The 15110-nt window shown below is 64.9% G+C and carries 15 protein-coding genes; 6 read left to right on the plus strand and 9 right to left on the minus strand.

Annotation, left to right across the window (positions count from 1 at the left end; all coding sequences use genetic code 11):
- Positions 1–41: 41 nt before the first annotated feature.
- The 4 genes from NKH54_RS26185 (at position 42) to NKH54_RS26200 (ending at position 3999) form a co-directional block, all read left to right on the plus strand.
- Entirely contained in the window at positions 42–1883 is a 1842-nt protein-coding gene (locus NKH54_RS26185; protein WP_353029280.1) for a DEAD/DEAH box helicase, read from the plus strand.
- Between the two features lie 325 nt (positions 1884–2208).
- The gene (locus NKH54_RS26190; RefSeq protein WP_023683826.1) at positions 2209–2931 is read left to right on the plus strand and encodes a DUF805 domain-containing protein; all 723 of its coding nucleotides are present in this window, start codon (positions 2209–2211) and stop codon (positions 2929–2931) included.
- 191 nt (positions 2932–3122) lie between these two features.
- A complete protein-coding gene (locus NKH54_RS26195; RefSeq protein WP_023694553.1) occupies positions 3123–3551 on the plus strand; it encodes an SRPBCC family protein in 429 nt (142 codons plus the stop codon).
- A 49-nt stretch (positions 3552–3600) separates the two neighbouring features.
- Entirely contained in the window at positions 3601–3999 is a 399-nt protein-coding gene (locus NKH54_RS26200; RefSeq protein ID WP_245259985.1) for a MarR family winged helix-turn-helix transcriptional regulator, read from the plus strand.
- 8 nt (positions 4000–4007) lie between these two features.
- Here NKH54_RS26200 and leuB read toward each other — a convergent pair whose 3' ends face one another.
- The 5 genes from leuB to leuD all read right to left on the minus strand — a co-directional run bounded on the left by leuB (position 4008) and on the right by leuD (position 7908).
- Positions 4008–5111, minus strand: a complete 1104-nt coding sequence (gene leuB / locus NKH54_RS26205) for a 3-isopropylmalate dehydrogenase (RefSeq protein ID WP_023706813.1) — start codon at positions 5109–5111, stop codon at positions 4008–4010.
- 148 nt (positions 5112–5259) lie between these two features.
- Positions 5260–5610, minus strand: coding sequence for a VOC family protein (locus tag NKH54_RS26210; RefSeq protein WP_023671691.1), 351 nt, complete (start codon positions 5608–5610; stop codon positions 5260–5262).
- A gap of 13 nt (positions 5611–5623) precedes the next feature.
- Positions 5624–6007, minus strand: coding sequence for a RidA family protein (locus NKH54_RS26215; protein ID WP_023828757.1), 384 nt, complete (start codon positions 6005–6007; stop codon positions 5624–5626).
- Between the two features lie 307 nt (positions 6008–6314).
- A complete protein-coding gene (locus NKH54_RS26220) occupies positions 6315–7238 on the minus strand; it encodes an Ivy family c-type lysozyme inhibitor (protein WP_023683819.1) in 924 nt (307 codons plus the stop codon).
- Positions 7239–7302: 64 nt separating this feature from the next.
- The gene (gene leuD, locus NKH54_RS26225) at positions 7303–7908 is read right to left on the minus strand and encodes a 3-isopropylmalate dehydratase small subunit (protein ID WP_023694556.1); all 606 of its coding nucleotides are present in this window, start codon (positions 7906–7908) and stop codon (positions 7303–7305) included.
- A 167-nt stretch (positions 7909–8075) separates the two neighbouring features.
- Here leuD and NKH54_RS26230 point away from each other — a divergent pair, with 167 nt between their 5' ends.
- A complete protein-coding gene (locus NKH54_RS26230; RefSeq protein WP_023687647.1) occupies positions 8076–8501 on the plus strand; it encodes a GNAT family N-acetyltransferase in 426 nt (141 codons plus the stop codon).
- 144 nt (positions 8502–8645) lie between these two features.
- A complete protein-coding gene (locus tag NKH54_RS26235; protein WP_352543784.1) occupies positions 8646–9377 on the plus strand; it encodes a DUF72 domain-containing protein in 732 nt (243 codons plus the stop codon).
- A gap of 202 nt (positions 9378–9579) precedes the next feature.
- Here NKH54_RS26235 and NKH54_RS26240 read toward each other — a convergent pair whose 3' ends face one another.
- The 4 genes from NKH54_RS26240 to NKH54_RS26255 are packed head-to-tail and all read right to left on the minus strand — an operon-like array spanning position 9580 to position 14598.
- Positions 9580–10746: an NAD(P)/FAD-dependent oxidoreductase gene (locus NKH54_RS26240; protein ID WP_353029281.1), complete on the minus strand. Its 1167-nt coding sequence runs from the start codon at positions 10744–10746 to the stop codon at positions 9580–9582.
- Positions 10747–10776: 30 nt separating this feature from the next.
- Entirely contained in the window at positions 10777–12372 is a 1596-nt protein-coding gene (locus NKH54_RS26245) for a sensor histidine kinase (RefSeq protein WP_353029282.1), read from the minus strand.
- Positions 12360–13055: a response regulator gene (locus NKH54_RS26250; protein ID WP_027050469.1), complete on the minus strand. Its 696-nt coding sequence runs from the start codon at positions 13053–13055 to the stop codon at positions 12360–12362. The genes NKH54_RS26245 and NKH54_RS26250 overlap by 13 nt, the downstream gene beginning before the upstream one ends.
- A 4-nt stretch (positions 13056–13059) precedes the next feature.
- Positions 13060–14598, minus strand: coding sequence for a DUF4153 domain-containing protein (locus tag NKH54_RS26255; protein WP_353029283.1), 1539 nt, complete (start codon positions 14596–14598; stop codon positions 13060–13062).
- Positions 14599–15110: the final 512 nt, after the last annotated feature.

The raw sequence follows: 15110 nt of genomic DNA on the forward strand, positions 1-15110 counted from the left end.
GCTCCATGATGAGCCCAGACCCTGAATTCCGAAAGAGTGAGATGTCCAATTTCGAAGCTATTGTTCCTGCGCTGGCAGAAGCGCTGGAAAAACGCGGCTATACCGAGCTGACGCCAGTGCAGAAGGCCGTGCTGGAGCTCGGCGAGTCCGACGCGTTGGTGTCGGCGCAGACCGGCTCAGGCAAGACCGTCGCCTTCGGCCTCGCTTTGGCGCCGACCCTTCTTGGAAGCGCCGAACGTTTTGACCAGGCTGGCGCACCGCTGGCGCTGGCCGTGGCGCCGACGCGCGAGCTCGCTCTGCAGGTGATGCGCGAATTGCAATGGCTCTACGCGCCGACCGGCGCCACCGTCGCGTCCTGCGTCGGCGGCATGGACATGCGCTCCGAACGGCGCGTGCTGGAGCGCGGCGCCCACATCGTCGTCGGCACGCCCGGCCGCCTGCGCGACCACATCACCCGCAACTCCCTCGACATGTCGGCGCTGAAAGCCGTGGTGCTGGACGAGGCCGACGAGATGCTCGACCTCGGCTTTCGCGAGGACCTCGAATTCATCCTCGATGCCGCACCGGCTCAGCGCCGCACGCTGATGTTTTCGGCCACCGTGCCGCGCTCGATCGCCACGCTGGCGCAAGGCTATCAGCGCGACGCCGTACGCATCTCGGCCGGCGGCGAGGAAAAGCAGCATCTCGATATCGAATACCGGGCGCTGAATGTCGCCTATCCCGACCGCGAGAACGCCATCATCAACGTGCTGCGCTTTTACGAGGCGAAGAACGCGCTGGTGTTCTGCAACACCCGCGCCGCCGTCAATCATCTGACGGCACGCTTCAACAACCGCAATTTTTCCGTCGTCGCACTGTCGGGCGAGCTCAGCCAGAACGAACGCACCCACGCGCTGCAGGCGATGCGGGACGGCCGCGCCAAAGTCTGCATTGCCACGGACGTCGCAGCGCGCGGCATCGACCTGCCCAATCTCGAACTGGTCATCCACGCCGATCTGCCGACCAATCCCGAAACGCTGCTGCACCGCAGCGGCCGAACCGGCCGAGCCGGACGCAAGGGCGTCAGCGCGCTGATCGTGCCCAACGGCGCCCGCAAGCGCACCGAACGGCTGCTGCAGAATGCCGGGCTGAAGGCGACATGGGCGAGCCCGCCCTCCGCCGACGAAGTCATCAAGCGCGACGACGAGCGCATCCTTGCCGATCCAGCCTTCGAAGAGCCGATTGCCGAGGACGAGCGCGGCTTCATCGACGCGCTTCTGGCCAGGCATGGCGCCGAACAGGTGGCCGCCGCCTTCGTGCGCCAATGCCGCGCCAGCCGCTCGGCGCCCGAGGAACTGACGGAGGTCGCGGCCTTCACGCCGTCGCGAGACAGACCGGCGGGCGAAAAATTCGAACGCCGCGACGAAGCGCCCAGCCGCCGCGACGATTTCGGCGACAGCGTCTGGTTCTCGCTGTCGATCGGGCGCAAGCAGAATGCCGAGCCGCGCTGGCTGATCCCGATGCTGTGCCGCACCGGCAACATCTCCAAGCGCGAGATCGGCTCCATCAAGATGCAGCAGGATGAGACCTACGTGCAGATCGCGGCCGACTGGGCCGATCGCTTCCTCGCCGCCGTCGGCCCCGACAAGAAATTGCAGGGCAACATTGCGTTGAAACGCCTGGACGGCACGCCCGACCTGTCGCGGGCCGGCTACCAGGCGCCGAAGCCCGACAAGAAGCCGCATCGCGGCAAGCGCCCGTTCGAGGCGCCGCAAAGCGCACACAAGCCGAAATTCGAGAAGCGGGAACGGCCCGCCGGGGATGCAAAGCCTTGGGCCGGGAAACCGAAATTCGACAAGGCGGGACCGCCGAAGAACAAGAAGCCGAAGAAGCGGCCGGTTTGAGGCTCTTATCGGCCAATTACAAATGCAGGCGCTGCCCCTCATTGCCCTGCCTGGCGTTTCTCCCCGTATAGTGACGGGGAGAAACGGCTGACCGCAGCCTTGGCGCTCTTCTTGCAACGTTGGCGATTGGCGGAATCGTCAATAACAGCGACCCCTCTCCCCGCCATTATACGGGGAGAGGATGCCGGCAGGCAGGTGAGGGGCAGCGCCAACGGACGGGAAAATGAAGCAACTCATGCCTGAACCGTTTACCCTCCATTTCGTCCAACCCCTTGCAGTCCGCCGCAACTTTGAACAGTCTGTGCCTACACGGGGGCGAGGCTAAATGCGCGGCGAAGTTCTTCACTATGACGAGGCCCAGGGTTTCGGCTTCATCACCGGGGCGGACGGCAACCGCTACACCTTCGCGCGCGAGGATCTGCGCCGTGATACCGTGATCGCGAACGGCGCAGTGGTCGAGTTTCTGCCGGCAAGCGGTCAGGCGCGCGACGTTTTTTCAATCCGCGCCCAGCCCGCCAGTCCCGCCACCGCTGCGCCAGCGGCAAGCGCCGCGCCGCCCAAGGCGGCTGCCGCTTCAGCCGCGCCACAGCATTTCGGCCGCCTGGCGGAAGACGGCGCGGTTCGCGATAGCGGACTGCCGGGTTATTTCTGGCGAGGCGTGACGCGCAACTACATCAACTTCGCCGAACGCGCCCGCCGCAAGGAATTCTGGGGCTACTGCCTGTTCTGGACCGTCAGCTTCATCCTGGTCGGAATTGCCGGCGCCCTCGCCGACCAGGCCGTCGGCAATTTCGATGCCGGCAACTGGCCGATTGTGATGATCGGCGTCTGGGGGCTGTTTTGGCTAGCGACGTTCCTGCCCTGGGTCGGGCTCGTCGTGCGCCGCTTGCACGACATCGGCCTGACCGGCTGGCTGGCAATACCTTACTTCGCAATCACCTTCATGTTCGCTCCGGCTACGCTGATCCTCGCGCTGATACTCGGATTGATCCCGACCCAGGCCCACGAAAACCAGTGGGGGCCGGTGCCTGGAGGAGGCGGAGCCTAGACCGCACCAGAAATGAACTGCCGGCTGTTTGCGGACAGCCGCGATTTAACAATGGCTTAGGTCGCAGCCAGGAAGGCAGCTGCTGTTTTGACCGGACGAACAAAATATTTCTCTTGCCGTTTAGTCTGCGCACAGATAATCTGTGCACTCATCAAATCGACGATCGAAAACGGATGATGGAGCCAAGACAAATGTGGACCAACGAGTACACCGCAATTTCCCCCCTTTCGGCGCAGGCCATCTGGAACGCGCTCAAGGCGCTGCACGAAGGCCGCCTCACCTACGAAGGGTCCGATACGTTCGTGCTGCACGGCCCGTTCGCCAAGGGCACCCGCGTCTCTGTAACGCCCGTCGGGCAGGACACCTTCGAATCGACGATCGTCGATCTTGTCGACACTGTGACGTATGCCGACGAGACCTCGTTCGGCGACACGAAACTGCTGTTCAGGCATACGCTGACGCCGGTCGAGGGTGGCACTCAAGTGACTCATCGCCTCGAGATTTCCGGCCCATCGGCCGCCGAGGTCGGACCAGAGCTCGGGCCGCAGATCAGCGGCGATTTCGACACTTCGATGGCCAAACTGTTCGAGCAGGCAAGGGTGTTGGCGAACGGTGGCTGATCGGGGGGATCTGAACACGCGCTTCAGCGGACCATCCGAGAGCCCCGGCTTGCTGCTCTGGCGAACCACCATGCGCTGGCAGCGCGTCATGACGGCGGCGCTGGCCCCGCTTGACCTTACCCATGTCCAGTTCGTGCTGCTGGCTTCGGCGATGTGGCTCGGCCGCTATGGCGAGCCGCCCAACCAGGTGCAGCTCGCCGCCCAGGCCGGCACCGAGGTGAAGATGACATCGGACGTCGTCGCCCGGCTCGAGGCAAAGGGACTGATTGTGCGGGACACCAACCCGCGGGATTCCCGCGCCAAGGTGATCCGCGTCTCCACGACGGGGACGGCCGCAGTCCAGCGCGCTATCGTCGCCGTCGAAGCCGCCGACGCTGCTTTTTTCTCAGCCGTGGATGAGGCGCAACTCGTCGGCCTGCTGAAACGGCTGGCCGGCGAGATCCGCTGAGTCGGCCGCTAAGCCAGGAACTTGGCGATGATGGCATCGCCCATTGCGACAGTGCCGACTTCGGTCATGCCCTCGGACATAATATCCTTCGTCCGCAGCCCGTCGTCGAGCACGGCGGCTATGGCGCCTTCGAGCTTGTCGGCCTCATCGACCATGCCGAAGGAGTAGCGCAGGCACATGGCAAACGACGCGATCATGGCGATCGGGTTGGCGATGCCCTGTCCCGCAATGTCGGGCGCCGAGCCATGCACCGGCTCGTACAGCGCCTTGCGCTTCCTGGTCTTCACATCGGGCGCGCCGAGCGAGGCCGACGGCAGCATGCCGATCGATCCGGTCAGCATGGCGGCGATGTCGGACAGCATGTCGCCGAACAGATTGTCGGTGACGATGACGTCGAACTGCTTTGGCCAGCGCACCAGCTGCATGCCGCCGGCATCGGCCAGCATGTGGTCGAGCTTGACGTCAGCATATCTGGCTGCGTGGGTCTGGGTGACGACCTCGTTCCACAGCACCCCGGATTTCATCACGTTGCGCTTTTCCATCGATGTCACGTGGTTCTTGCGCGTGCGCGCCAGCTCAAAAGCGACGCCGGAAATGCGCTCGATCTCGAACGTGTCGTAGACCTGCGTGTCGATGCCGCGCTTCTGGCCGTTGCCGAGATCGATGATCTGCTTCGGCTCGCCGAAATAGACTCCGCCGGTAAGCTCGCGCACGATCAATATGTCGAGGCCCTCGACGACTTCCTGCTTCAGCGAGGACGACGCGGCCAGCGCCGGATAGCAGATGGCGGGCCGGAGATTGGCGAACAGCTCCATATCCTTGCGCAGCCGTAGCAACCCGGCCTCGGGACGCACCTCGTAAGGCACCTTGTCCCATTTCGGCCCGCCGACGGCGCCGAACAGCACGGCGTCCGCAGCCATCGCCTTTGCCATGTCGCCATCCGAAATCGCCGCGCCATGCGCGTCGTAGGCACAGCCGCCGACCAAGCCTTCATCAGTGGCAAAACCGCTGCCGAGCTTTGCGTTCATGGCCGCGATCAGCTTCTTCACCTCGGCCATCGCCTCGGGGCCGATGCCGTCGCCGGCGAGCAGGAGAAGATTTTTCGAAGCCATGGAGAACCGTCCGATGCTGTTTGGAGAAACCGCGGCCTTGCTAAACGCCAAGAGCTTGCGGCGCAAGGGGATGAAGAACGCTACGACGGCGCCCGCCTCTCAAGACCTGGGTTCCTCGCCGTGGCCAGAGGCGGGGGAGAGGAACAAATCACTTGTGGGACAAAATATTCACCAACCGGCCGAACGGATCGCGCACATAAAACCGCCGTACGCCCCACGGCTCGTCGGCCGGACCGTATTCGACGGCAAAGCCGGCGGCCTTCATGCCTTGCAGCGCCGCATCGACATCGTCGACCTCGATGGAGAGGTCCGGCACCGGCGTGCCGGAGCCGCCCTGGGCCATGAAGCTGATCTGCACCTGCATCCGTTCGTCGGACCCGTAGGTGACGATCCAGCCCTGATCCATCAGCACATCGAGGCCAAGCACGTCCTGATAGAAGCGTTTCGCCGCCGCCGCGTCCTGCGTCCCGATATTGGCTACGATGCGCCGGACCGTCATGGCTTTGGCCTCCTCAAGCCGTGCGCCGCAGCGCCGTGACTTCGATCTCGATCTTCATTTCCGGCTTGTTGAGCTGGCACACGATCATCGTCGCCGCCGGCCTGATCTCGCCGAAAGCCTCGCCGAGGATGGGGAAGACGACGTCCACGATGGCCCGGTCTGTGATGTAGTAATGCGCCCGCACCACATCGGCCATGTCGAAGCCGCCATCCCTCAGCGCCTCCGCGATGGTCGCCAGACAATTGCGCGTCTGCGCCTCCACCGTTTCCGGCATGGCCATCGTCGCATAGTCGTAGCCGGTGGTTCCCGAGACGAAGCACCAGTCGCCCTGCACCACCGCGCGCGAATAGCCGGCGGTTTTTTCGAAGGGCGAACCGGTGGAGATGAGTGTGCGCATGGAGCCTCGCTGTGGTTTCGGACACTTTGCAGGGAAAGGGCCGGCCAGGCCATGGGCCAAGTCAGGTGCAAATCTTGGTCGTCGGCGGGACAGCACCCCCCTCTGGCCTGCCGGCCATCTCCCCCTCAAGGGGGGAGATTAGCAGTTCGGACGCCTTTCTCGCTTTCCACATTTGCGATTGGCGAAAGCCAGAGTGACGTCTGATCTCCCCCCTTGAGCGGGAGATGCCCGGCAGGGCAGAGGGGGGTGTGACGGATCGCGACGGAACAAGCATGAACACCGAGTGTTCGCCGCGCTGCCGCGAACCCTAGTTCCCCGACTCCTGCGCCTTGTCCATTGCTTCCTTCACATCCGCAGGCCAGGTCTTCACGTCAGGCCACGCCTGCGGCTCGCCATTGTCGCCGCGCCGGGCGAAGTAGAGCGTGTGCTTGGCCGGGTCGACCGCCATGAAACCGTCATTGCTGCCGCATGCGTGCGGCACGCAGCCGGTGGCGTAGAAGGCGCCCGACGCCGTCTTTTCGGTGCCGCCGCCGACCAGCAGGCTGGTCGCCATGTCGGGCATGGTGTCGCCGAGCAGCGTCTGCGCCGCCTTGTAGACGGCCTCATTGTGGAAGGCGTCGATGATGTTCTGGTATTTGGCCGGATCGACGTCCTTCCAGTCCGTACCCGGCTCCGGCGCGTAGGTCAGGTCGCCCGAGATCGTCAGCCCGTCGCTGGGTGACCATTGCAGCGCTTGCTTCGTATCGCCCGGCAACAGATACGGCACGAAATAGATGGCGTTGTCGGCCACCGCCGCCGGCGGCGCGCCGCATTCGTCCTGTTCGACCTTGAGGCTTTGTATCTCGCCGCCTTCCGGTTTCCAGACGATGACCTTGGCCGGGCCGCACTGGTTGCCGCCGTCGCCAACATCGACCAGCGCCACGTCGACGCCGCCGACCTTGACTGTTCTGTCGAAGAACACGTCGTAATTGCTGGCCAGCTGCTTGCCGTCATAGGCCAGCACCTTTTCGCCATCCTGCTCCGGCTGGGTGATGGTCAGCTGCCCGCCCTCGAACGGGACCGGCCCCTGGCTGTCATCGTCCGCCAGGGCCGCATTGCTCGACGCGCCCGGATCGGCGGCGGACGGATCTTCTGCCGGCACGAGGACCGTGTCGGTCTGTGCTTGCGCGCCGGCCACCGGCATCAGCATCCACGCCAGCGCGCAGGCGCCGGCAAGAAGAAAACGTGTCATGACTGTCCCCTCCGTTCAGCCGCCACGAACCCGGCTTTGTGGCGGCCGGGCCATCTCGTACCACTCAGGCCCAAGGACGCTCGGCAGCGTTCTTCTTCTCGAACGAGGCGATGGCGCCGGCCTTCTCCATGGTCAGGCCGATATCGTCGAGACCGTTCAGCAGGCAGTGGCGCTTGAAGTCGTCGAGGTCGAAGGTGACCACGCCGCCGTCGGGGCCGCGGATTTCCTTGGCCTCGAGGTCGACCGACACCGTCGCATTGGAGCCGCGCGAGGCGTCGTCCATCAGCTTCTCCAGGTCTTCGGGGCTGACGGTGATCGGCAGGATGCCGTTCTTGAAGCAGTTGTTGTAGAAAATGTCGGCGAACGACGTCGAGATGACGCAGCGAATGCCGAAATCGAGCAGCGCCCACGGCGCGTGTTCGCGGCTCGAACCGCAGCCGAAATTGTCGCCGGCGACCAGGATCTGCGCCTTGCGGTAGGCTGGCTTGTTGAGCACGAAGTCGGGGTTTTCCGAGCCATCGTCCTTGTAGCGCATTTCGGCGAACAGGCCGCTGCCGAGCCCGGTGCGCTTGATCGTCTTGAGATAATCCTTGGGGATGATCATGTCGGTGTCGACATTGACGATCGGCATCGGTGCGGCGACGCCGGTGAGCTTGGTGAATTTTTCCATGGCTTTTGCCCGTTCTTGATCGATAATTCGTTGCGTCAGGGTTTGCTGGCGCCCGGTTTACACAAAGCCGCCGGCAAATAAAAGGCAACTGTTGGTGCGCGGCCCCGATCGAAAGATCGGCGCGGCACTGTCTTTAAAACCAGCTGCCGTTGGTGCACCTTACGCCCATGACCGCACAATCGAAGATTATCTATGCCCGGGAGCCTGAGCTCGACGTCGCCGAATTCCGCCGCGTGCTGGTCGAATCCACGCTCGGCGAAACACGCCCCGTCGATGACGACGCCCGGCTGCAGGCGATGCTTTCGGCCGCGAACCTGGTGCTGACGGCGCGGCTCGACATCGAAGGCAGGCCGCTGATAGGCGTTATCAGGGCCATCACCGACTTTTCCTGGGTGTGCTATGTCTCAGAGCTCGCCGTATCCCAATCTGCGCAAGGCCTCGGCATCGGCAAGGGCCTGATGGACGCGGCCCGCCGGCAGCTTGGGCCTTCGGTCGCCATCAGCCTGATCTCGATGCCCGACGCCGTCGGCTTCTATGAGCGTATCGGCATGACGCGAATGGCCGACGCGTTCTGGTTCTCCCGCGAGGGCTGACGAGCGTCGAGCGCAATTGCCGATCGGGTTGGGCAGTCAAGGCGGGCAAGGTTCTCGGCAATGCGGAACGGTGTTCAGGACACCGCGGAGCAACGCCTCCTTTGTCGCCCTTGACCCGCGCTTCATCCGGTCCAAATCCGCAGGATGGGAAATCGCCGATCTCTGATAGGCACCGCCGGCTGGGGAATTCCGTCTCGATACAAGGCTGACTTTCCGCAATCCGGTTCGCATCTCGAACGTTACGGAAAACGCTTTCCGGCCGTCGAGATCGACACCACGTTCTACAAGCCGCACCGCCGCGAGACCTATGAGCGCTGGGCGCACGCCGTGCCGGAGCACTTCCGCTTCGCGGTCAAGGCACCGAAGAACATGACCCATGATCATCGCCTCGCCGATTGCGAGGGGCTGACAGAGGACTTTCTCGGGCAGGTCGAAGGTCTCGGCGAAAAGCTGAGCGTGCTTCTGGTGCAGCTGCCGCCGAGCTTGCCCTTCGAGCCGGAGGTCGCCGGCGGCTTCTTCGACATGTTGGGCAGGCGTATCCGGGCAAGGCTGGCATGCGAGCCGCGCCATCCCACCTGGTTCAGTGCCGAGGCGGACGCACTGCTGGCCGGTCACCAGGTCGCACGGGTCGCCGCCGACCCGGCTTCGGTTCCGGAGGCAGCAGGGCCAGGTGGCTGGCCCGGCCTTGCCTATTTCCGCTGGCACGGCGCGCCGCGCATCTACTATTCGGGTTACGATGCCGAAACGCTCGACCGGTTTGCGCGGCAAGTGGAAGCAGCGGCCGCTTCCGGTGCCGAGGTCTGGGGCATTTTCGACAACACGGCCGCCGGGCATGCACTGGGCAACGCGATGGCTGTCAGTGCGATGGTTGCTTAGACGCTCGCGGGACAGCACCCCCTCTGGCCTGCCGGCCATCTCCCCCGCAAGGGGGGAGATCAGATGCCGCGACCGCTTTCGCCAATCGCCGACGTTGCAAGAATGGCGCCTTCGCCGAAGCTGCCATCTCCCCCCTTGCGGGGGAGATGCCCGGCAGGCCAGAGGGGGGTGGGCGGGAACTCGACAGTGAGCTTTTGCCGCCTCAAATCACATTCAATTCCCGGAACGCCCTTCCTTCGGGCACTCTGGCGTACCCAAACGCCGAGCAATCCACCGTCCGATACCCGCCATGCACCAACAACTCCGCCAGCGCCTTGCCGACCGCCGGCGCCTGCTGCAGGCCGTGGCCGGAAAATCCGTTGGCAAAGATGAAATTGCCGACCTCGGGATGCGGCCCGATCACCGCGTTCTGGTCGAGCGTGTTGTAGTCGTAGTGGCCGGCCCAGGCGCGTGTCGGCTTGATCGCCTCGAAGGCGGGGATGCGGGTGGCCAGCACCGGCCAGATCACCTCTTCGAACAGCGGCCAGTCGACCTCGAAATCGGCTGGATCGGCGGGACCGTCGCCCTCTTCCGGCTCGGCGCCGCCGGTGAGATAGACCGAGCCTTCCGGCCTGACATAGATGCCGGAGGGATCGACCAGCAGCGGCATGTCGGCGTATTTTTCCCGCGCCTCGAAGACGAAGACATTGCGCTTGCGCGGCTCGACCGGCAGCGCGAGCCCGGCAAGAGCGGCGATCTTGCCGGCGTTTGGACCAGCGGCGTTGACGACGATGCCGGCTTCCAGCTTTTCGCCATTGTCGAGGCGCACGCCGGTAACGCGGTTGGCCTGGCGCTCGATGCCGGTGACATCGGCGGCGATGAAATCGACTTGTCTGTCACGCAATGCCTTGCGAAACAGCGTCAGCATGGCATGCGCGTCGAACCAGCCCTCGCCGGTGCGGCCGAAGGCGCCGGCGCTGATGCCTTCCGTCGACAGCCAGGAAAAACGCTTTGCCAGCTGGTCGGCATCCTCGAGCAGAATGTCGGCGCCCTCTGCGACCTGCGCCTCGTGATTGGCTTTCAGGATCGGCAGCCCGGCCTCGCCGGCCAGGATCAGATAGCCGCCCTCGCGAAAGCCGATATCGGCATCGGCGCCGAAGGTCTCCTTCAGCCGCCGGAACAGGTTTAGCGTGAACTGCGACAGCCGGATATTTTCCGGAATCGAGAATTGCTGACGGATCGAGGCCATGGACAGCGTCGTTGCCGCATGGGCGAATTGCGGGTCGCGTTCGATCAGCGCGATGGAGCCGGAAAAGCCTTCCTCGCGCAGATAATAGGCGACCGAGGAGCCGACGATGGCTCCGCCGATGATGACGGTGTCGTAGCGCACTTTGTTCTCCGATCCGGCCGCCGGCATCCTTCACGCCGCCGGCACAATGATCTCGAAGCGCGTGCCGCGCCCGGAGTCAACCAGCGCGATCGTGCCATCATGCGCTTTCAGGAGGGCCAGCACTATGCCGAGGCCCATGCCGGTGCCGCCGGACTCGCGCCGCGTGGTGAAGAACGGCTCGAAAATGCGTGCCCTGTTGCTCGGCGAGATGCCGGCGCCGTCGTCGCTGACCGCAATGGTCACCTTGCCTTCGGCGCTGGCAGCCGCCAGCAAAACCTGGGTCGCGCCGTGCCTGGCGGAATTGTCGATCAGGTTGGCAAGCACGATCGCCGCATTCTCGGCCGAGATGCGCAGACCGGTTTCGCCGCCCGTCTCGATGGTCACAGCCAGCCTGCCGTCCACCGGCAGCAATGCCAGCGCCGCATCGAGCGACGTGCTTTCGCCGCTCGGCGCCAGGTTTTCCGCGCGCGCCAGATCGAGCAGGCGCCGTACCAGCAGATTGAGCCTTCCGGCATCGTTGACGATGTTGCCGGAAAACCGCTTGCGCTCTGCCGCGTCCATCGCCTCGCCGGAATCGCGCAAGAGTTCGGCCGCGCCCTGGATCGCCGTCAGCGGCGATTTGAGCTCGTGCGAGACATGGGTGGCAAAGGTCTGGATGCTGTCGGAGCGCGCTTGCAGCTTTTCGGCCATGTCGAGAAAGGCGGCGGACAGCTCCGCCATTTCGCGCGTGCCGTGATGGTCGAGCGGCCGGATCGCGTCGCGGTCGCCGGCGGCGATGCGCCTGGTGCGCTCCATCAGCGCGTAGATCGGCCGGCTGACGGTGCGCAGGAAGACCAGCGCGATCAGCAGCGTGCCGAACAGCATGGCAATGGCCGCCAGCGTCACCTTGCCGCGTTCGCCATAGAGATGTTTGACGATGTTGTTCGGCGTCCGGGAGAGATAGATCACGCCGGCGACGTGGCCAGCGACCGCAATCGGCATGGCGACGAAGACACGAACTTTCGTGCCGCGGCTGACCGAATAGAGCGGCGGCGGCGGCTGATCGGGAATTCGTTGCCTGAGGGCGCTGGCATAGTGGCCGGCAAGGGCGGTGCGCACCTCCTCGACATGGGCGAGCGACAGTCCGACCTCATCGCGTCCGGCAATGACGACGCCATGCGGGTCGAGCAGCCTGAAGCCGGCCAGGGTGGTTTTCTGCGTGGCGTCGAGAATGCCGGACAGCCGCGCGCCAATCGCCGCAAAGGCCGGATCGGTGGCGCCAACAATGCCGGCGGGCCGGGTCGGCAGCAAATAGTCGGAAGCGAGATCGAGGCTCGGCTCGATCGGCTGGTAAGGCGAGTCGTCGCCACGGCTGGCATCGCCGCTCTCCGCGTTCATCGGCGCACCGAGCCTGTCCGGGGAAATGCCGGCGTCGCTGATATCCTGCGCATAGATCGCCGCGATGACGGCGCCTTGCGCGATCAACTCGCCCTCGGTCTGGCGGATCAGCTGGTTTTCATAGAGCCGGAAGAAGAACAGGCCGACCAGCGGCAGCGCCAGCACCATGATGAGGATGGCGAGGACCACCGTGGCCAGCCTTGGCCGGCATTTGGTGCCGATCCATTTGGCGTCGCTCAGGCGCCGCATCGGCCGAGCCGGAAACCGACGCCATGCACGGTTTCGATGGCGTCGAGACAGCCCGCCGCCGCCAGCTTGGCGCGGATGTTGCGGATGTGGCTATCGACGGTACGGTCGGCGACATGGATGTTGGCGGCATAGGCGCTGGCGACCACCAGGTCGCGGCCCAGCACATGCGCCGGCCGCGCCAGAAACCCCTTCAGGATCGAGAACTCGATCGCCGTCAGCGCCAGCGCCTTGCCGTCGAAACTGGCGCCGTGGCTGGCCGGCACCAGGCTGAGCTTGCCATGCGCAAAGTTCTTGTCACCGGCGGGGTCCGGGGCCACCGGGCGGGCGCGGCGCAGGATAACGTTGACGCGCGCCACCAGCTCGCGCGGGCTGAACGGTTTCGTCACATAGTCGTCGCCGCCCATTTCGAGCCCGAGGATGCGATCGATTTCTTCGTCGCGCGCGGACAGGAACAGAACCGGCACGTCGGAGCGTTGCCTCAGCCGCCGGCAGACTTCCAGCCCGTCCATCTCCGGCATGCCGATGTCGAGCACGACGAGATCGGGCACGCGGCGCTCGATCGCCTGCAGGGCCGCGGCGCCGTCGGACACGGCTTGCGTCTTCATGCCGGCCTTCTCCAGCGCAAAGCAGATGATCTCGCGAATGTGCGGATCGTCGTCGGCGACCAGGATCTGATGCGGCATGGATCTAACGGTCCGGCACTGAACGTTGCAAGGGCTGGGTAGGTGGAGGAAGCACGAGCGGACCTCTCTTGTCGAGAACCTGCACGAGCCTCCAGCCGCGAAAGCTCCAGGCGCGCCACTGCCTCTGCTCGGCGATAGTGTCGTCGATCATCATTTGATCGGCCAGATAGGTGGTTTGGTTTCCGAATTGGTGCATGTAGAGGCGGTCCAGCGCCGGCATGGCGGCAGCGCCAAGCGAGCGCAGATATTCGGTATCGATAGGCGTGCCGTCGCCGGTCATTTCAAGGGAATGGTCGACATTGAAATTGGCGATCGTTGCGGCGAAGTTGATGAAGCAGCAGGCATAAAGCGTCGCCGATAGCGTCGCAAGATTGGCGGACAACAGCCATTCGTTGGATCTTCCAAGCGCGATGCGGGCAATGATCAGTACAAGCCCTGACGCCACCAACCCCATCCAGACGAAGGCGGCGATGCGCCAGTAGGTCAGTGCATAGACGCCGATATAGAGATCGAGCCTGAGAATCGACGAGATGACCAGCACGATGTTCTGCGCCACCCAGGCATAGACCAGCCGGCGGATCAGCGGATTGCCTGAGGTTTCGCTGCCCGGCCGCAGCGCCGCCAGCACGAAGCCGGCGGCCAGCAGCGCGGTGGCGATCAGCGGATACGCGCCGCGATGGGCATAGGCGGCATAGCTCAACCCGTCGGGAAGGGCGGCCCCGCCCCAGAGATAGGCGGCGTCGAGCCCGGTCTGCAGCGCAAACAGGGCATTGAAGACGATCAGCGCGCGCAAGATCGCGGCCTTGCCGAAGACGACGGCCTCGATCGTTGTCGCTGGTTTAGTCGCGGCCGGTGCGGCCACGGCTGCAGGCGGCGTCAAAGGTGGAAGGCGGCGTGGAAGGCGGCGCAGCAAGCGCGGCAGGCGAGGCCGCAGGAAAGCCCAGACGCCGGCGAGCACGAACAGCCAGAAGACGATCCGCGCCAGCTGGATGAGATCGAGCAGCTTCATCAGGTCGATCAGCGACAGCCAGTATTCGATGACCGGATTGGCGGTGCCGAACAAAAGCAGGAACACCGCGCCCAGCGTCACCGGCATGACCCAGACGATGATGGACGCCAGGTGGATGCGGCGGCCGCCAAGCCGGCGCACCGTGCGGCGCCATTGGAAAAAGTCACGGATAAGGCGCAGCGGCGCCGCCAGCAGGAACAGCGCGACCTGGCCGGCAATGCGGGCGATGCCGTGCCGCAGCCGCCCGGACAGGGACAGCGCAAACACCACCAGCGCCACGACAGCTATCGCCACCGACAGCGGGCTGACGTTCTCGGCCAGCGGCAGCAGCGCGACGAACAAAGCGGCCGGCTTGAGCCAGGGTCGGGTGGAATTCAGTGCGGCAGGATGCACAGCGACCACCGCGCCGGCGATCAGGATGGCAAACAGCAGCACCGTGATCCCGGCGGGCTGGCCGTAAAAGAAAAAATCCGCCAGCGCCACGAGCAGGACGGCGATGCCGAAGCGGCTGGAAAAGCTTGCAAACGATGTCATGCGCGGATTTTCCTGATGGGCTGGGTCCGCTCGGCCGGTGGGCGGATAAAAGGGAGCAGGCTCGCTTCCAGGTAAGGGCGGGCCGCCGCCCGGGGCGGATCGACCAACCACCAGCTTTCGCTGCGCAGGCGATAGGGCAAGGACCAAAGGTGAGCGTTTCGCTGTTGCATGCCGCTGTTGTCGCGGGCTCGCATGGAAACGGCGGGGCGGAGCGGAGGAGGTTTTCCGCAGGGATGTGCAGTTTTCGTGCAGGACCTGTGCTTACGGCCGGGGCGCTCCCCCCCCCATCTTTCCGGACGTTGGCGCTGTCCCAGCCAGGCTCCTTTCCTCTCCCTCCGGAGGGGGGAGAGGTGGCTCGGCGAAGCCGAGACGGAGTGGGGGAACCACCTGGCAGTCGCCGCGAACGGACATCGGAAGGGCACTGAGCGCATGGGTCGACCCCCACCCCCTGGCGCGGGGGGGGCCACCCAAACCCCCCCCCCCCCGGGGGGGGGGAGGGGCCCCCCAAGGCC

Source organism: Mesorhizobium sp. M1004 (genome assembly GCF_040318795.1).
Lineage (GTDB): Bacteria > Pseudomonadota > Alphaproteobacteria > Rhizobiales > Rhizobiaceae > Mesorhizobium.